The following is an 18,873-nucleotide window of genomic DNA, read 5'->3' as shown; positions in this document are numbered from 1 at the left end:
TTATGACTCTAGACAAGCCAAAACATGACGAAATCTTTCGCAAATCTATGGAGAATCCAATAGTTGCTAAAGAGTTTTTGGCAACTCATTTGCCGAAGGATGTGTTGGCTTTAATCGATAGCACAACTGTAAAATTAGAAAAAGATAGTTTTATTGAGCCAGACCTTTCTGAAACTATTTCAGATGTATTATTTTCTGTTAAGTTTAATGATCAGGATGGCTATATTTTTTTGCTATTGGAACATCAAAGTACTGTTGATAAAATGATGGCGTTTAGGTTATTTAAATATATGATTAATATTTGTGATCGATATTTAACTACTAATCCTAAAGCTAAAAGCCTTCCAGTAATTTATCCCCTAATAATTTATAATGGCAAGAAGAAATATAACGCATCGCTCAATATATGGAATTTATTTAGCCATCCAGATTTAGCCAGAGGCTTTTGGACAAATGATTATCAGCTTATTAACGTACATGACATCCCCGATGAAGAACTCAAGAAAAAAGTATGGTCTGGGATTTTGTTATTTTTCCTCAAACACATCCACGAACGTCAATTACTGAAAAGATGGCAAGAAATCTCTCATCTCTTGCCTAAATTGAGTAAAATAACAATAGGCCATGACCATATAAGAAATCTATTGAGCTATACTTTGACCTTTATTGAGCAAAGTGATAAAATAGAGTTAGAAAAAATATTAAAAAATAGTTTAACTAAAGAAAAAGGAGAAGAACTTATGCCTAGTATAGCTCAAGTATGGAAAGAAGAAGGGATTCAAATCGGAGTACAGGATGGTATTAGAATCGGAGAAGCTAGGGGAGAAGCTAGGGGAGAAGCTAGGGGAGAAGCTAGAGGAGAAGCTAAATTAATAAAAATGATGATAAATAATGGTAGCTCTATTGAAGAAGTAGCGAGAATTACTGGACTATCTATTACTAAAATCAAGGAATTACTGAAAGTACAGTAAGTAATGAATTATTAGATTAGCTATATAAGCAAATTTTATTATGACTTCAGACAAGCCAAAACATGACGAAATCTTTCGCAAATCTATGGAGAATCCAATAGTTGCTAAAGAGTTTTTGGCAACTCATTTGCCTAAAGATGTACTGGCTTTAATCGATAGCACAACTGTAAAATTAGAAAAAGATAGTTTTATTGAGCCAGACCTTTCTGAAACTATTTCTGATGTATTATTTTCTGTTAAGTTTAATGATCAGGATGGCTATATTTTTTTGCTATTGGAACATCAAAGTACTGTTGATAAAATGATGGCATTTAGGTTATTTAAATATACGATTAATATTTGTGATCTATATTTAACTACTAATCATAAAGCTAAAAGCCTTCCATTAATTTATCCCTTAATAATTTATAATGGCAAGAAGAAATATAACGCATCGCTCAATATATGGAATTTATTTAGCCATCCAGATTTAGCCAGAGGCTTTTGGACAAATGATTGTCAGCTTATTAACGTACATGATATTCCTGATGAAGAACTCAAGAAAAAAATATGGTCTGGAATTTTGTTATTTTTCCTTAAGCACATCCACGAACGTCAATTACTGAAAAGATGGCAAGAAATCTCTCATCTCTTGCCTAAATTGAGTGAAATAACAATAGGCCATGACCACATAAGAAATCTATTGAGCTATACTTTGACCTTTATTGAGCAAAATGATAAAATAGAGTTAGAAAAAATATTAAAAAATAGTTTAACTAAAGAAAAAGGAGAAGAACTTATGCCTAGTATAGCTCAAGTATGGAAAGAAGAAGGGATTCAAATCGGACTCCAAGATGGTATCAAAATCGGAGAGGCTAGAGGTGAAGCCAAAGGTAGAGCCGAAGGGGAAGCTAAATTAATAAAAATGATGATAAATAATGGTAGCTCCATTGAAGCAGTAGCGAAAATTACAGGACTATCTATTGCTAAAATCAATGAACTATTGAAAATGCAATAAACTGGTTAGCTATAGGCTGTGCAACATTACCCCAAATCAATTATAGATGAAATATTTGGCTAAAATATCTTACATATATAACATTACTAATTAGTGTTATATCATTATGGCTTCCTGTGAAAGGCAAATTTAAACCATGGCAATTATTTCTATCTATTTCTCTAGTCTTATCTTTTGTTAGTAATATAGCAAGCCTGTTTGCTATTTTAGCAATTTTGTTGTTTTTTTATTTAGTATTTTCGTATCATAAATCTTCTACTAAATTGAAATATGTCTTATGGAGTTTAGTGTTCGTACTTGGATTAATGTTAGAACTGCATTTAATTCCAGGATTTGATAATTTATTAGTTTTAGATAAAATACAACTCACTCCAGATGCTTTACCGTTTACACTATATTTAAACTTAGATAAGACAATTGTCGGTTTAATTATTATAGGTTTAACTTTAGATTTAGCATCTACTTGTAGCGAACTGAAAATATTACTCTTGCAAGTTTTTTATAGATTACCAATTATTCTATTAGTAATAATAGTGTTATCTATTGCATTTGAGTACATCAAATTTGCACCAAAGATACCACAAAATTTATGGATATGGGTAATCAATAATTTATTTTTTACATGCGTTGCTGAGGAAGGATTATTTAGAGGATTTTTCCAAGAATCATTAAATCAGTTAAAATATAAATATTCTAAGGATATAGCCATACTAATACCTGCACTTTTCTTTGGAGTGATGCACTATCCAGGAGGATTAAAATATGTAATTTTAGCCACAATAGCTGGAGTTTCATATGGTTGGATATATAAAGTAACGAAAAGAATTGAAGCAAGCATACTTGCTCATTTTATGCTTAATTTAACCCATATTTTATTTTTTACTTATCCAGCTATCAATAAGCTTTGAAAAGTTATCCAAAATCATAAAACAGCTATTAGTGGATCAAAAAAATCTGTTATATTATAGATATCAAAGATATTGGGTTTAATGTCACAACTATTAATAAAGCCTTGGTTGGCTGCATGCTGCTGTATGGTGGTTTTTATGATTTTTTGGGGTGGGCTTACTAGGCTTACTGATGCTGGTTTATCAATTGTTGAATGGAAGCCAGTATCAGGTATTGTCCCACCACTCAATAATGCTGAGTGGCAGGATGAGTTTAGTAAATATCAGCAATCAGTCGAATATAAGCAAAAAAATGTTAATATGACTCTCTCAGAGTTTAAATTTATTTTTTGGATTGAATTTATTCATCGTTTTGCTGGGAGAGTTGTTGGTTTATTATATCTGATACCGTTGGTATATTTTTTGGTGACTAGGCAAATTGCTAGCAGATCACTACCAGTATATTTGGGGATATTGTTATTATTTGCGGTTCAAGGATTTATGGGTTGGTATATGGTAAAAAGTGGGCTAATTTTGCAGCCATATGTTAGTCATTTCCGCTTAGCTGGGCATTTGATTATAGCGATTATCATCTATAATTTATTGTTCTATCAACTGATGAATAATAGTTTTGATATTTTACTAAATGAACAAACGATAAGTTTGAGTTCAGCAAAATTATGTTGTTTAGTAACTATTAGTATAGTTTATATACAGATTTTTTTAGGGGGATTGGTTGCAGGTCTTGATGCTGGGCAGGTATATAATAGCTTTCCACTAATGGGTAATAATTTTATACCTGAAGAACTAACGTTTAAACTACTTACTATAGATAGTTTAAGCGACCCTGTGGTTATTCAGTTTTTTCATAGAATGGGAGCATATATAGTTTGTATTAGTGCTGGATTTTTAGTAGTGAGCTTAATAAAAACTAAACATCCTAAATTAAATAAAGCAGCTTATTACATTGTTGGTATATTGCTATTACAAATGTTAGCTGGCATAACTACTATTTTATATTCAGTACCTGTATTAATAGCTTTATTCCATCAGATTTGTGCAATTATACTGTTATCTTGTATATTGTGGAGTTATTTTTTATTAAAGAGTGCATAAGTGGCAATATTAAATGTTGATCTAGAACTGCCTTGTAGGTTGGATCGTTACTTAAAAAAATTATATCCTAGTCTTACTCAAGGAGTGATTGAGCGTGCCTTAAGGTTTAAGAGGATAATGGTTAATTCTTGTAAGGTAGCAGCCAATCTGCGAATAAATGTTGGTGATAAAATTTTTATAGAGGATAGTTTAAATTTACAAACTCTGAAAACTTCTGATAGGATTTTTACCAGTTCAGCGATTAAACTAGCTGGTAAATTGTTGAAGGATTATCTAATTTATCAAGATGACTGGTTTATAGCAATCAATAAGCCGTCAGGTCTTGCCACCCAAGGTGGTAGCAAGATAACTCTATCTATAGATGATGCATTGCAATATTTAAATGGTCGGGGGGCAGATTTTAAGTTAGTTCATAGGTTAGACAAAGATACTTCAGGAATATTGCTAATTGCTAAAAATTATGCAAGTAGTATAAAATTAGTTAAAGCCTTTCAGGAGAAGGATATTCAAAAAACCTATATAGCGGTAGTTTTAGGTAAGCTTCCACAATCCGAGGGAGAAATTAGTGGTATGATAGGTAAGAATAGGGGGGGGGCGTATGAAACTGTGCAAAATGATGAGGAAAATGGTAAATTATCGATAACCCGCTATAAATTCCTTAAGAATTTAGATAGTAGACCTCTTGCAAAACTCGTTTATGCCCAAGGATTTGTAGGAGACACTTCACCTCGAACCGCAGCGTACTCTAGCGTACGTGAGGATTCGAGTGCCGCATCGACGTACAAATTAGCAGCAGAAGTAGAGTTTTGCAAGAGGTCTAATGGTTTAACCTTGGTTGAGTTTACTCCTCTTACTGGCAGGATGCATCAACTTCGATTCCATGCGAAAATGCTAGCTTGTCCCATATTAGGTGACAGAAAATATGGAACCTTAGAAGCAATAGCTTTATCCAAGGAGATGTTACTACATGCCAAAAAAATAATCTTACCTGAGAAAATATTTGGTAAAGAAATAATAATTGATACATCCTTACCAAGTTATTTTAGTATTTTTTGCAATAGATAAGCATTTAAAAGATGCAAGGTCGATTATAACTTCAACAATTAACTCAGAATATCATCTAATACGGCTTGACTATTTTCATTCCACGCCCCTAATACTCCTCTTGCATCAGTATTACTTGAATTTTCCCAAAGAAGATAATCATACATATCTTTATGATTACTTAAAATTTGAGGTCCAAAATGATGTAGATTGAAAGCAAGCATATTGGATATTGTAGCCTGGTCTAAAGCTCCCTCCTGCGGTGTAACCATTCCTAACTCTGCAAGCTGTTGTTGTATATCTTCTACAACCTCTTTAGAGTCAGCTTTTTTCTTCCATGATATTATCACTTCAGGATTAGCTTTACGCTCTACGTTAGACCATAAACCCAACTCATATTTAGAGAATTCCTCCCATGAAAAATATGGACCTGGTGCAATATGCCTTCCTGCAGTCCAATCTGCTAAAGCAACTACATTCGCTCTCTCAATTTTATATTCATCACGTAAATATTTAGTTAGCAACAGGTTAGCTTCAAGTTGCTCTGCCGTTAGAGGTTCTTTACCGCTATTTATAGACATGATACTTATGCAATAATCATTCATAACATTCTTCATGTCATTTGGTATATCTTGATTTAACTTACTACCGGTTTTTAAAGATCCTTGGCCTGCAGTCCAAGGTTTTTTACTATCCGGAACCAACTGGTATATTGAACCATCTTTATCTATAAGGTAATTCACAGATACGCCGAGCTTTCTTGATTCAGAAATGTTTTCTTCATTAGAAAGCATTTTGGATAATGCTCTTTGAAGATCACCAACAGAATAAGTCTGCATAATATATTGAGGAGAGGAGCCTTCTCGCCTATCCGTGTAAAAATTACATTTATTATCTTCTATGTCTGTTTCCTGTCCTTTTGAAGCAAGTGAAAATCCTTCTGCATTATTTCTTAAATAATCTGTCAATATTTCTGGTTTTTTCGACATAACTTTTCCTCCTAAATTAAGTAGAACTTTAAGTTTAGTATTGATTTTTTATTAAGTCAATAGTCTTAATTAAAGTATTTCCGTTCTTTAGTTACTGTTTCATCTTCATTAGATGGTTTGTTATTTTGCCATTTTTTGGCAGATTCCCGTTTATTGTTATTAATATCAGCGTTATCTTTATAAGGCTCAGATTTATGATTAGTCGTAACGTTTGGAGTAACGGTAGCGTCAATATTTTTTATGGTTAACTTGGCTTTGCCTCCTGACTTCGGAAAATAGTTAAAGATAAGTGTATAGAAAAAGCAGGAGAAAAAAGGTTTTGTTAATTAACGCGAGTTGCCAATTAATTTTGGTTATAAAAAGCTTCTATAGGAAGTAATTTTTTGATAGAAGGTTTACGATCCTGCAGCTGATAATTGATTAAACAAGATATCATATGGCTAAATGCATTAGTAACCGATCTATGCCTAGAATGCTCTAGTTTATCAAGAAATTTAAGTTTGCCTATTACGCTTTCTATTAAAGCTCTCTTCAGCAGTATAATCTTATCCATGATAGGCATTAACATGTTTTTCATATTCTTTTTTACTCGCGTTATTAGCTGAATACCTTGCGAATATAGGTCAGTAAATAATTCTTGGGATATATACCCACGATCTCCAAAAACCTTACCAAAAATTCCACTAATCATTGATTCTAGCCCTTTCCGATCATCTTTATTGCCACTGCTAAAAGATAGCTTGACCAAATTACCATCTGTATCAATAATTAAATGTAATTTAAAGCCAAAGAACCATCCTTTGGTATTTTTGCCACGTGCTGCTATTCCTTGGAAAACTTTATGTGAATAGATGCGATAGTTTTGGCATACCGCTATACTAGTAGCATCAACAAAAGAAAGCCCTGTGCATTCCTTAAGTAAATGATGCAATAATACTAGTAAATATGGCATGTTTCTACCTATTAATTTGGTAAAATGTTGGTAACTAACAAGCTTAAAATCTTCTTGATGGTCGTGCATAATTGCCTCTTGGTAATAATGTTTAAAACAGTCGTAGCAAGAATCATAGTAACCAAGTAATATTGTTAGCACTTCACTTGTGGATAAATAATTACTTATACCTGGTCTAGCTATGCTACTATTAATTGCAGGAAAATTATTTGACAAACTTTTTATAAAATCATCGACAAAACAATAAATTGTAGTAAAATCTTTTTTCATAGGTTATTTTTTATTATTGGAAATCATAAAATAACCTATACTCCTCTTAAAGTCTACCTTCTACACTTACATTAATTGGCAACTCGCGTTATATATTAAGTGGTTTTGTGTTGATTTTTAATATAGGAAGGCATAAAGTTGAATCCTGTTTTTTGTTTTTCGGAAAATAGACACTGAGGTTAGAGTAAAATTTGTTAGATTGTCTTCTAACCTCGGTGCTTGACACCACATCACGTAGTATCGTCTTCCAGGAATACTATTATTTTTCCCCATAGTAAAGGGGAATTTTCACAATTAAGAAAAATTTTTTAAATTATTTAGAATAGAGTTAATCTAGTAACAGTTGCTAAAATTGTTATTATAGCTTTCAAGAGGGGTAACATTTTTACTATTCTAAGCTATGGTTGTTGTATTTTTAGGAAGATGAAATGAACTGGTGGTATATATCTAGGGCGTGTCATCAATTAAGTTGACATAAATATTAGGATGAGGCAAATTAGATATTGGTAAAAAAATAAGAAGGTGACCAATGCGCAGATATGCTTTAAGAGATGATCAATGGGAAAGGATAAAGGATATTTTACCTGGAAAAGAAGGAGACGTAGGAGCAAGTGCCAAAGATAATAGATTATTCGTAGAAGCTGTATTATATAGATATCGTGCTGGTATACCGTGGAGAGACTTACCAGAAAGATTTGGAGATTTTAGAGTAATTCATACAAGACATACACGTTGGAGCCAAAAAGATGTATGGAAGAAGGTTTTTGAACTACTTGCACAAGATGCAGATAATGAATATAGTATGATTGATTCAACGATTGTTAGAGCACATCAACATAGTGCCGGAGCTAAAAAAAAGTCATAGTAGATGACCAAGCAATAGGTCGTAGTAAAGGTGGTTTATCAACTAAAATTCATGCAACTGTTGATGCTTTAGGAAATCCGACAGCTTTTTATTTAACCCCTGGTCAGTCGCATGATTTACAAGGTTCTGATGCTTTAATGGAAACTTTGACAAAAGCGGATACCGTAATTGCAGATAAGGCTTATGATGCTAAGGCAAGAATGAGGAATAAGATAAAAGATAAGAATTGCACTCCTGTAATTCCATCCAAGAAGAATCGTAAATTTCCTGTAGAATATGATGTAGAGCTTTATAAGTATCGTCATTTAATTGAAAATTTCTTTGCAAAACTTAAACAATCTCGAGGCATTGCTACGCGTTATGATAAACTAGCTCAGAATTTTCTGGGAGCAATTTATTTGGCTTCTTCTGTAATATTACTTAATTGATGACACGCCCTAGGGTATGTCGTCACGAGATTGTGATTGCATAATTTTATGTGATTTGTTATTATAATTGTAGTAATAAAAATAGGCGATAAGAAGCAATGAGTTTAGCACATAGAAGACATGATATAAGCGATGAGCTTTGGAATAAGATAGAAAGTAATTTACCTGGTCAGAAAGGTTGTTGGGGAGGTATTGCAAGAGACAATAGAACTTTTATAAATGCAGTGATGTGGATATTTAGAACGGGAGCTCCATGGAGAGATTTGCCTCCTGATTATGGCAATTGGAAGAATGTACACAGAAGATTCTGTAGATGGCGTGATAATGGGATATGGGAGAATTTGCTAAATATTTTTATAAATGCTCCTGATTTTGAATGGTTAATGATAGATTCTACATTTGTAAAAACTCACAAAGCAGGACTTGGAGCGAAAGGCGGGAATCAAACGGTTAGTCGCACAAAAGGGGGCTCAATACAAAGGTACATATGGCCGTGGATGCGTATGGTATGCCGGTCAGAATTATTGTTACAGAAGGTTCCAGAAATGATTGTACTCAAGCTTGTGAGTTAATCCAGAATATGGAGGCACAACATCTTATGGCTGATAAAGCTTACGATACAAACGCCATAATAGAATCGGCTGTGAATGCAAACATAATTCCTGTAATACCATCAAAAAGAAACAGGAAGATTCAAAGAGAGATAGATAAATATCTATATAAGCTAAGGCACATTATTGAAAATACATTTCAAAAATTTAAAGAATGGCGTGGTATAGCAACAAGATATGCTAAAAATACAAAATCATACATGGCGGGTCTTTGTTTAAGGGCTTTACTAATGTGGGCTCAAATCTCGTGACGACATACCCTAGCTAAACTAAATTTGTTACATAATTATTTAGCATAATTAACCTAATTGTTTTCTAATATATAAAGTTAATTAAGTATTCAAATTAACATATTTTTTTGAATATTAGGGTAATAATTTAATAAAAATAATGTTTTTATAGCGTTTTTATAGCAGATTTTTAAGAATTTGCCCCAATTTTCACGATAAATTGAGTAATAATTAAGTTCAAATAATCTTTAAAATATTAATTAAAATTATAGGAGAAAAGCTTATGAGTACTAGGGTTTCAATGGTAAAAAAGAGTTGCAAAGATGGTAAGGTTGACATGGTTCAAATCATACCCCACATTCTCTATTGGAAGGTGGGGTGATTACTTCGCCAACTCCTCGCGGTAATTTAGTATACTTTAACTATATCTTCTTGTATTGGTCAACAGATGGTTGATTAAATGGATCGATTTTTAGGTAATTAGCAATTAGCATAGTACTCAACATTGTGTGAATAATTTGATCTATAATTGCATACTCATCGATATGTACAAAATTCTCTAGCATCACTGGTCGCTTGACTTGCACTAATGCATTATATATATTGTTAGCATGAGCAGCTAAGCTCATTGCAATCTCTGAGTTCTCTTTATTGTTAGTAATAACTTTATAAAATTTATCATCCGGACCTTCTAAATAAAGTTGCAACTGACTGTGCTGATCGAATGTCCCTTTTGCTATTATAGGAGTTATACCAAAACCATTCTTGCCAAGCGATTCAGCTATAATTTGTTGCTGCCATCTACATAAGCCATCTAATTGGTAACTATAATTAAACATAACTAACATATGTCTATTTAAAGAATATTGATTGAGATAATACTCAGCTATCTCACAAATATTAGAGCCATCAAGGATAATATCTGATATTTTCTGGGAAGCAGCTGCAACAACTTTATCTATATCAACTCCTACAATTGCCGCTGGTAGCAAAGAAGCATTAGAAATTATACCAAATCTTCCACTACTTACATTATCATGTTCTAAACAATTTGCACCAAAAGACCTCGCTAAATTATATAACAAGCTATTACTAAACGGTACTATTACATAAACATTTTGAGAGGGAACGTGCAAAACTTCTAAAACATACTTAGTTAATAAATAGGTTTCATTGGTATTCCCAGACCTACTCAATGAAAAAAACACAGCTTTATCTAAGTTAACTGCTGCCAATTTTTTATCAATTGCTAACTGATCTAAATTATCAAGGTATATTAGCTTTTTAGTCGCTACTGTCTTCATACTTAACAATGCTCTAACATTTAGGCAAGATGCACCAAAGCCTATAATAATCACAGTATCATATTTTGCAGTAAGCTGAGCGGCAAGATACTTTATTGCATCTTGTTTGATCAGATCAAACCTTAAGAAATCATATTTATTGGCTTTAATCTGTAAAATAAGGTCGTTATACAGTTTGCTAAGCATTTAGTCTCCGCTTAATATGCTAATTCAATAAATAACTTTACCTTACTCATAGCCCTCATGGCAATTTAAAAATTGCAAAAAAGTACAAGAGGTCATTATAAGGAATACATAAGCCTTAAGCATCATTGCTAGGAGGCGTAAGCCGACGAAGCAAGCCATTTCTAGTTACTTCTTTGGATTGCTTCGTTGCCACTAAAGTGTCTCCTCGCAATGACGCTTGAGGCTTATGTATCATTACAATGACGTATGTGTGTATTCTCTTAAATTTAAATTCTTCCTAATAATTCAAACATAGTTTTGCCAATATCAGCTGGTGATCTAGTGATAGTAACTCCTGCACTCTGTAGAGCCTCCAACTTTTGTTCAGCTGAACCCTGTCCATTAGAAATAATTGCCCCAGCATGCCCCATTCTTTTCCCTTCAGGAGCGGTAATACCGGCAATAAAACTAACTATTGGTTTTTTAATCTTTGAACTTCTTATTAATTCAGCAGCTTTTTCCTCAGCATCTCCACCTATTTCACCAATCATAATAATCGATTCGGTTTCATCATCTTTTAAAAACATTTCAATACAATCGACAAAATCAGTACCGTTAACTGGATCTCCACCAATACCAATACAGGTGGATTGACCAAGACCAGTAGCTGTAGTCTGTGCTACTGCTTCGTACGTTAAAGTACCTGACCGAGATATAATGCCAACTCTTCCTCTCTTATGAATATAACCAGGCATTATGCCAATTTTACACTCGTCAGGGGTAATAATGCCGGGACAATTAGGACCAATTAATCTAGTTTTTGATCCGACTAATGCCCTTTTGACCTTTATCATATCAAGTACTGGTATACCCTCTGTAATACACACTACTAATTTAATACCTGCATCTATAGCTTCCAAAATTGAATCAGCCGCAAATAGTGGTGGAACGTAAATAACGCTGGCAGTAGCCTCAGTTTTTTCAACTGCTTCATGCACTGTATTATATACAGGTAGGTCTAAATGAGTATTACCACCTTTTCCAGGAGTCACACCTCCTACCATTTTAGTACCATAATTAATGGCTTGTTCAGAATGAAAAGTCCCTTGGGAACCAGTAAAACCCTGACAAATTACTTTTGTGTTTTTATCAACTAATATTGACATACATGCCTTTTCCGTATTCTTTAAGATAGTTATTAAAATAGACCTCTTTTGAGACTAAGAAGCTGTAATAAAGTACCCTTTTAATTTTGCGAAACATCTTGGGTTATAACAGAACCCAATCTTAATTAGTTCCTAGAAATTAAAAAATTATTTTGTTACAATGATTAATTTACTGTAGTTTCAGTAATTCATTGATTTTAGTAATAGATAGTCCAGTAATTCTCGCTACTTCATCAATAGAGCTACTATTGTTTATCATCATTTTTATTAATTTAGCTTCTCCGATTCTAATACCATCCTGTACTCCGATTTGAATCCCTTCTTCTTTCCATACTTGAGCTATACTAGGCATAAGTTCTTCTCCTTTTTCTTTAGTTAAACTATTTTTTAATATTTTTTCTAACTCTATTTTATCATTTTGCTCAATAAAGATCAAAGTATACTGTAATAGATTTCTTATATGGTCATAGCCTATTGTTATTTCACTCAATCTAGGCAAGAGATGAGAGATTTCTTGCCATCTTTTCAGTAATTGACGTTCGTGGATGTACTTAAGGAAAAATAACAAAATTCCAGACCATATTTTTTTCTTGAGTTCTTCATCGGGAATGTCATGTACGTTAATAAGCTGACAATCATTTATCCAAAAGCCTCTGGCTAAATCTGGATGGCTAAATAAATTCCATATATTGAGCGGTGCGTTATATTTCTTCTTGCCATTATAGAGTATTAGAGGATAAATTAATGGAAGACTTTTAGCTTTATGATTAGTAGTTAAATATAGATCACAAATATTAATCATATATTTAAATAACCTAAATGCCATCATTTTATCAACAGTACTTTGATGTTCCAATAGCAAAAAAATATAGCCATCCTGATCATTAAACTTAACAGAAAATAATACATCAGAAATAGTTTCAGAAAGGTCTGACTCAATAAAACTATCTTTTTCTAATTTTAAAGATGTGCTATCGATTAAAGCCAACACATCCTTCGGCAAATGAGTTGCCAAAAATTCTTGAGCAACTATTGGATTCTCCATAGATTTGCGAAAGATTTTGTCATGTTTTGGCTTGTATGAAGTCATAATTTCCCAGGATGTTTTGGCACTAAAGTTAAAAAATTATTTCGTAATAATGCCTAAGTTCATACAATTACTTTACCGCAGCAACAATTTTAACGGCAGCATCAGCTAAATCATTTGCAGCAATTATTTTTAAACCAGAATTTGCTAAAATATTTTTACCTAATTTAAAATTGGTGCCAGCTAAACGTACAACCAGTGGAACTTTGATACCAATCTCTTTTACTGCAGCAATAATCCCTTCAGCGATTATATCACAACGCATTATACCACCAAAAATATTAACTAAAACTCCTTGTACATGCATATCTGATAAAATTATTTTTAGTGCTTCTGTTACTTTCTCACGATCAGCTCCACCGCCAACGTCTAAAAAATTTGCTGGTTCAGCACCATAAAGCTTGATAATATCCATTGTTGCCATAGCTAATCCAGCACCATTCACCATACAACCAATAGTACCATCCATCTTGACATAACTAAGACCAAGGCTATTTGCTTGCATTTCAAGAGCATTTTCTTCATCACTATCTCGCATATTTAAAATATCAGGATGTTTAAATAATGCATTATCATCAAAGTTAATCTTAGCATCAAGTGCCAATAAACTACCATCAGGTTTTGTTATTAATGGATTAATTTCAATTTGGTTAGCATCAGTTGCAATAAAAGCTTGATAGGTTGACTCAACAATTTTCATCATTTGTTTTGCTTGTTCATTTTTAAAGCCAAGCTTGTATGCTATTTGACGACAATGAAATGGTTGTATACCCGTTGCCGGATCAACTGATATTTTGATAATTTTTTGTGGGGTATTATGAGCAACCTCTTCAATATCTACACCACCTTCAGTAGAAGCTATAAAAGTTACTTTACTATTACTACGATCAAAAACAGCACTAAAATAATATTCTTTCAAAATATCACAGCCAGATTCAATATATAAACGACGAACCTTCTGCCCAGCAGATGATGTCTGATGAGTTATTAGGTTAATTCCAAACATCGCATGAGCTGCCTTTTTTGCCGCTTCTTTACTTTTTACAACTTTTACACCACCAGCTTTACCCCTACCACCTGCGTGAATTTGGGCTTTGACCACATATATTTCTGCTTCTAAACCATCAATTAGTCTATCGATATCTTCTTTTTGCGATATCACAACTCCTGTAGAAGTAGGTATACCATACTGCTTCAAGATCATCTTTGCTTGGTATTCATGAATATTCATTTTTATAATTTTTTAAATAATTTAATCTTAGGTTTTTATATATCTATAAATATAACAGATTTTTATGATTTGCTAATAGCTATTTTCATTATTTTTGCAATATTGCTTATTTTTTCATTTCCAATAAATATGGATTGCCACGTCCTACTTGCGTGGTCTCGCAATGACATATATGCAACCTAAACGTTATTGCAAGGAGGCGTGAGCCGATGAAGCGATCCACTTTTAATCATCCTGTATCATTACTCCGTATCCTCTAATCTAGATTAAACATCTAAATTAATTACATTCAAGGCATTTGCTTGAATAAATTGTCTTCTAGGTTCAACAATATCTCCCATTAATGTTGAAAAAATTACTTCAGCACTATCTTGTTCATGTACTTTAACTTGCAATAAAGTTCTTCTTTGAGGGTCTAATGTTGTCTCTCCTAACTGATCAGAATTCATTTCCCCAAGACCTTTGAAACGCTGAATAGCTATACCTTTTTTTCCGCTTTCCAATATATAATTCATCAGCATACTAGACAGTGTAATAATATGTTCCTGGTTTTTAATTAATAACTTTGTTGGCTCAATAAATAAATCTGCAAGCGGAGTAAATGATTTGGCTAGCTGAATAAATTCAAAAGATTCAAGCTGTTCTTTTGATAAAATTTTACTTTCTTTTTGTCCCCGAACAAAGCGGAAAAATTCTATTTTATTGGTGCTAACTACAAATTGCCAATCTGTTTTATCAGGTGATATATCACCAAGATTTAAAATATTCAAAGCCTGGTTTATTTCATTTGTCTTATCTGCCGCAAATATTTGATTACCTAACAAGTCTTTGATAGCTAAACATTCTGCAATTTGCCGATTAAATTTTTTGCCAACTTGATCAAGTAATGTAACGAACCGGATAGCTTTCTTGATTATCTCCTCAAGATCAGAACCACTGATCTCTCGTCCATTATACAACATAATTGTTGCATCACTAATAGTATTTTTTACTAAATAATCTTGCAAAGCTTGTTCATTTTTCAAATAAAAATCGTTATTACCTTTTTTCACCTTATATAAAGGCGGCTGGGCTATATATAAATATCCTTTATCAATTAATTGCCGCATATGCCGGTAGAAGAAAGTAAGCAATAAAGTTCTGATGTGCGAACCATCAACATCAGCGTCAGTCATAATAATTATTTTATGATATCTTAGTTTATCCAAAGAAAAATCTTCATTACCAATAGCTGTCCCAAGAGCTGTTATTAACGTTCCTACTTGCTCAGAATTTAACATTTTATCAAATCTAGCTCTTTCAACATTCAGGATTTTACCTCGTAATGGTAAAATTGCTTGGAACTTTCTGTCTCTACCCTGCTTTGCTGTACCGCCAGCCGAATCTCCTTCCACAATAAATAACTCCGAAAGAGCAGGGTCTTTTTCTTGACAATCAGCAAGTTTTCCAGGCAAGTTTGAAATTTCCAGGGCTGATTTTCGACGAGTTAATTCCCTTGCTCTTTTGGCTGCTTCTCTAGCAGTTGCCGCTTCAATAATTTTATTAATAATTATTTTTGCGTCACTAGGATGCTCTTCAAACCATTCTAAAACCTTAGTATATACAGCATTTTCTACAATAGGACGGACTTCAGAACTAACTAATTTATCTTTAGTTTGTGATGAAAATTTGGGGTCAGGTACTTTTACTGATAAAATACATGACAATCCTTCTCTAGTGTCATCTCCTGTGAAGTTTATTTTACTTTTTTTATTGAGTCCAATATTCTCGGTATAAGTTGTGACAACTCTGGTAAGAGCTGCTTTAAAGGCAATAAGATGCGTACCGCCATCACGTTGTCTTATATTATTAGTAAAACATAAAATATTTTCATGATATGAATCATTCCAATTCATTGCCAATTCAAAAGTAATCCCTGTTGCCTGATTATTAGTATTGAGTGATATACATTTATGTAATGAAGTCTTGGCTTTGTCTATATATTTGACATAAGCCTCTACACCACCAGTAAAGCAAAATTCTACTTCTTGCTGTTCAGCAAAACGGTGATCCTTTAATAATATCCTAACACCAGAATTTAAAAATGCTAATTCTCTAAGTCTATGCTCTACAGTAGCAAAATTAAACTCTATCATGCTAAAAGTGGTAATAGATGGGAAAAAAGTAATCTCTGTACCGCTTTTTTCTACTGACTCCCCTTTTAGGGTGAGTGATGTTTCAGTAGTTCCATCTCTAAATTTTATAAAATATTCCTTATTATCTCGCCAAATTCTAAGCTCTAACCACTCTGATAGGGCATTTACCACAGATACACCAACACCATGCAACCCACCAGATATTTTATAAGAGTTTTGGTCAAACTTACCTCCAGCATGCAATTGGGTCATAATAACCTCAGCTGCTGATATACCTTCTTCTTCGTGGATATCAACAGGTATTCCACGTCCATTATCACGCACTGTTACAGAGCCGTTGGCATTTAGGATTACTTTAATTAGATCACAGTGACCAGCTAAGGCTTCATCGATGGCATTATCAACAACCTCGTAAATCATATGATGTAATCCTGAACCATCATCAGTATCACCAATATACATACCAGGTCTTTTTTTAACTGCTTCAAGACCTTTTAAAACTTTGATGGAGTCAGCCCCATATTCTAATTCTGCTATTGATTTTTGTTGATTATTTGACATATCCTACATAAATAATAAAGATAAAAGATAACTATACAGCAAAATTACAGCAAGTGTATATTTTTCAAGCAGTTTATTAACAAATATTATTTTACTAAAAATATTTATTGTTTATTATTCAGTCTAACGTTAAATTATCTTATAAAAAAACTTATAGAGTGTATATAACAATGACAAAACTAAATGTTAGAAATGTTTCATCTGTAATGGATGATTATGATGTTTTTTTATTTGATCTTTGGGGAGTGGTAGTAGAAGGAAATCAGCTTTATCCTGGAGTAGTTGATAATATTAATAAAATAATTAAACAGCAAAAGAAGGTTTTTTTTGTTACTAATGCTCCGCGTAGTAGGGATTCCTTATTTAATAAAATTAATAAGATTTGGGGTATTAACGCAACGGAAGAAATGGTTTTTAGCTCTGGTGAAGTAGCAATTGATATGATACTAGAAAGTGATAAAAGATTTGGTATAAAAAATCCAGTGGTTTATCATCTTGGTTCAGAAGATAATGACCTTCTGAATGAATTGCAGATACCTATTACCACAAATATAAATGAAGCTAATATTTTTCTGTTAACGCTCCATCGCGATGAAAGAAAAGATTTAGATTTAGATGAGTTTGATGATTTATTTAAAACTGTAGTAAAAAGAAACATAATTACTATATGTGCCAACCCAGACCTTGGAATTGTGCAACAAGGCATACGGAGATATTGTTCTGGATATTTTGCGGCAAAAATAAAACAACTTGGTGGCGAGGTAATTTATAGCGGCAAGCCACATCTAGATATATATCATGCAGTATTAAAGCAACTACCCGATATTTCATTGAAACGTGTTCTCATGATAGGTGATACTTTCTTTACTGATATTTTAGGAGCAAATAACCTAGAAATTGACTCGGCTTTAGTATTAACAGGTAATGCAACAATATTTCATAGCCAATATCATACTATCGAGGAAAAATTACAACATTTGAAAATTGCCGCAACTGAGCAAGGAGTAATGCCAAATTTTGTTATTCAATTGACCACAAATTTATTATGACAATTTTTATAGTTAACCCATTAAGGTTCTAGACAGCCTTTCCTCTGTCACTGCGAGTAGCTATAGTCAATTCAGGAGAATTTGGGGCTAGGAACGATGGAGCGACGCCTATAAGTAATAGGCGAGCGACAAGTGACAACGTCACCAACTTCTCCTCAATTGACTATACCTTAGGCTACGACTACTCGCAATGATGTCTTGTACTTTAACTTTTTTTCCGTGAACGCTCACACTAATTCTTTGCTCGACGACTAAGCCAACTTTGCAAGTAAGTTTCTGCAATATCACTATTTTCTATTAACAAAACGTTTTCAGCATTCCTATTATCAGCCGCGTTAGTAAAATTGAAACTACCGGTAATCACCTTGCTTTTATCAATAATCATAATTTTGTTGTGAGCTATACCTGGTACTTTATCTATTGATACATCAATACCAGCTCGTTTCAATTCATGCATTTTAGAATATCTATCGTGTAAGTTACTACGATCTAATAATACCCTTATTTCAATACCGTTTTGTTTAGCTTTAATTAATTGATCCACTATCTTTTGTGAAGTTAAACCAAATGCTTGAATATAGATACTATCCTTAGCCTTAGATATTTCTTTTGCTATTAATGATCCACAACCAGATGGAGGGGTAAAACAAACATTCAAATTATCAGTTTCAGCATTAAAACTATGCCAAGAAGCTGTATCATTTATTTCATTATAGCCTACTCCGGTAGCAATACCGAGTAAAAATGATATTATCACTGATAATTTTGTATTATGCTTTTTAGATATTTTTTTCATTTTCTATAATGTTTACAGT

The 18,873-nt window shown here is 32.9% G+C and carries 16 protein-coding genes; 8 read left to right on the top strand and 8 right to left on the bottom strand.

Annotation, left to right across the window (positions count from 1 at the left end; all coding sequences use genetic code 11):
* The first annotated feature begins 2 nt into the window (after positions 1-2).
* The 5 genes from ACFELW_RS06050 (at position 3) to ACFELW_RS06030 (ending at position 5,036) form a co-directional block, all read left to right on the top strand.
* Positions 3-971 (top strand): Rpn family recombination-promoting nuclease/putative transposase, encoded by a 969-nt coding sequence (locus tag ACFELW_RS06050; protein ID WP_375329949.1) that lies wholly within the window; start codon positions 3-5, stop codon positions 969-971.
* Between the two features lie 40 nt (positions 972-1,011).
* Positions 1,012-1,968: an Rpn family recombination-promoting nuclease/putative transposase gene (locus tag ACFELW_RS06045; protein ID WP_375329948.1), complete on the top strand. Its 957-nt coding sequence runs from the start codon at positions 1,012-1,014 to the stop codon at positions 1,966-1,968.
* Between the two features lie 116 nt (positions 1,969-2,084).
* Positions 2,085-2,876 (top strand): CPBP family intramembrane glutamic endopeptidase, encoded by a 792-nt coding sequence (locus tag ACFELW_RS06040; RefSeq protein ID WP_375329947.1) that lies wholly within the window; start codon positions 2,085-2,087, stop codon positions 2,874-2,876.
* 81 nt (positions 2,877-2,957) lie between these two features.
* Positions 2,958-3,971 carry a COX15/CtaA family protein gene (locus ACFELW_RS06035; RefSeq protein ID WP_375329946.1) on the top strand — a complete coding sequence of 338 codons (1,014 nt, stop codon included), beginning with the start codon at positions 2,958-2,960 and terminating at the stop codon, positions 3,969-3,971.
* Positions 3,972-5,036, top strand: a complete 1,065-nt coding sequence (locus tag ACFELW_RS06030) for a pseudouridine synthase (protein ID WP_375329945.1) — start codon at positions 3,972-3,974, stop codon at positions 5,034-5,036. It begins immediately after the preceding gene.
* 38 nt (positions 5,037-5,074) lie between these two features.
* Here ACFELW_RS06030 and ACFELW_RS06025 read toward each other — a convergent pair whose 3' ends face one another.
* Both ACFELW_RS06025 and ACFELW_RS06020 read right to left on the bottom strand, forming a co-directional pair.
* A complete protein-coding gene (locus tag ACFELW_RS06025; protein ID WP_375329944.1) occupies positions 5,075-6,004 on the bottom strand; it encodes an N-acetylmuramoyl-L-alanine amidase in 930 nt (309 codons plus the stop codon).
* A 343-nt stretch (positions 6,005-6,347) separates the two neighbouring features.
* Positions 6,348-7,226, bottom strand: coding sequence for an IS982 family transposase (locus ACFELW_RS06020; RefSeq protein ID WP_375329943.1), 879 nt, complete (start codon positions 7,224-7,226; stop codon positions 6,348-6,350).
* A 529-nt stretch (positions 7,227-7,755) separates the two neighbouring features.
* On the opposite strand from ACFELW_RS06020, the gene ACFELW_RS06015 reads away from it, so the two are divergent.
* Both ACFELW_RS06015 and ACFELW_RS06010 read left to right on the top strand, forming a co-directional pair.
* Positions 7,756-8,519, top strand: a protein-coding gene (locus ACFELW_RS06015) for an IS5 family transposase (protein WP_375329714.1) whose coding sequence is annotated in 2 segments (ribosomal slippage) — positions 7,756-8,088 and positions 8,091-8,519 — 762 coding nt in all. Because the reading frame shifts where the segments join, the coding sequence is not laid out codon by codon here.
* Between the two features lie 98 nt (positions 8,520-8,617).
* A protein-coding gene (locus tag ACFELW_RS06010) for an IS5 family transposase (RefSeq protein WP_375329687.1) occupies positions 8,618-9,381 on the top strand; the annotation gives its coding sequence in 2 pieces (ribosomal slippage) (positions 8,618-8,975 and positions 8,975-9,381; 765 coding nt in all).
* A 401-nt stretch (positions 9,382-9,782) separates the two neighbouring features.
* Here ACFELW_RS06010 and ACFELW_RS06005 read toward each other — a convergent pair.
* From ACFELW_RS06005 to gyrB, 5 genes are all read right to left on the bottom strand, one after another.
* The gene (locus tag ACFELW_RS06005; RefSeq protein WP_375329942.1) at positions 9,783-10,850 is read right to left on the bottom strand and encodes a hypothetical protein; all 1,068 of its coding nucleotides are present in this window, start codon (positions 10,848-10,850) and stop codon (positions 9,783-9,785) included.
* A 266-nt stretch (positions 10,851-11,116) separates the two neighbouring features.
* On the bottom strand, positions 11,117-11,995 hold the full coding sequence (sucD, locus tag ACFELW_RS06000; RefSeq protein WP_341759370.1) for a succinate--CoA ligase subunit alpha: 879 nt from the start codon (positions 11,993-11,995) through the stop codon (positions 11,117-11,119).
* A 169-nt stretch (positions 11,996-12,164) separates the two neighbouring features.
* A complete protein-coding gene (locus ACFELW_RS05995; protein ID WP_375329941.1) occupies positions 12,165-13,085 on the bottom strand; it encodes an Rpn family recombination-promoting nuclease/putative transposase in 921 nt (306 codons plus the stop codon).
* A gap of 67 nt (positions 13,086-13,152) precedes the next feature.
* The gene (sucC, locus tag ACFELW_RS05990; RefSeq protein ID WP_375329940.1) at positions 13,153-14,313 is read right to left on the bottom strand and encodes an ADP-forming succinate--CoA ligase subunit beta; all 1,161 of its coding nucleotides are present in this window, start codon (positions 14,311-14,313) and stop codon (positions 13,153-13,155) included.
* A 266-nt stretch (positions 14,314-14,579) separates the two neighbouring features.
* Entirely contained in the window at positions 14,580-17,009 is a 2,430-nt protein-coding gene (gene gyrB, locus ACFELW_RS05985; RefSeq protein WP_375329939.1) for a DNA topoisomerase (ATP-hydrolyzing) subunit B, read from the bottom strand.
* Between the two features lie 170 nt (positions 17,010-17,179).
* Between gyrB and ACFELW_RS05980 the strand changes: the two genes are divergently transcribed.
* Positions 17,180-18,058 (top strand): TIGR01459 family HAD-type hydrolase, encoded by an 879-nt coding sequence (locus ACFELW_RS05980; RefSeq protein WP_375329938.1) that lies wholly within the window; start codon positions 17,180-17,182, stop codon positions 18,056-18,058.
* 232 nt (positions 18,059-18,290) lie between these two features.
* On the opposite strand, the gene ACFELW_RS05970 is transcribed toward ACFELW_RS05980, so the two are convergent.
* Positions 18,291-18,845, bottom strand: a complete 555-nt coding sequence (locus ACFELW_RS05970) for a phospholipase D family protein (protein WP_375330529.1) — start codon at positions 18,843-18,845, stop codon at positions 18,291-18,293.
* Between the last annotated feature and the right edge of the window lie 28 nt (positions 18,846-18,873).

Origin of the sequence: Candidatus Tisiphia endosymbiont of Nemotelus uliginosus, from assembly GCF_964264755.1 — a bacterium.
Lineage (GTDB): Bacteria > Pseudomonadota > Alphaproteobacteria > Rickettsiales > Rickettsiaceae > Tisiphia.
Note: the sequence above shows the minus strand (reverse complement) of the source record. Positions and strands in the feature narration are given on the sequence as shown.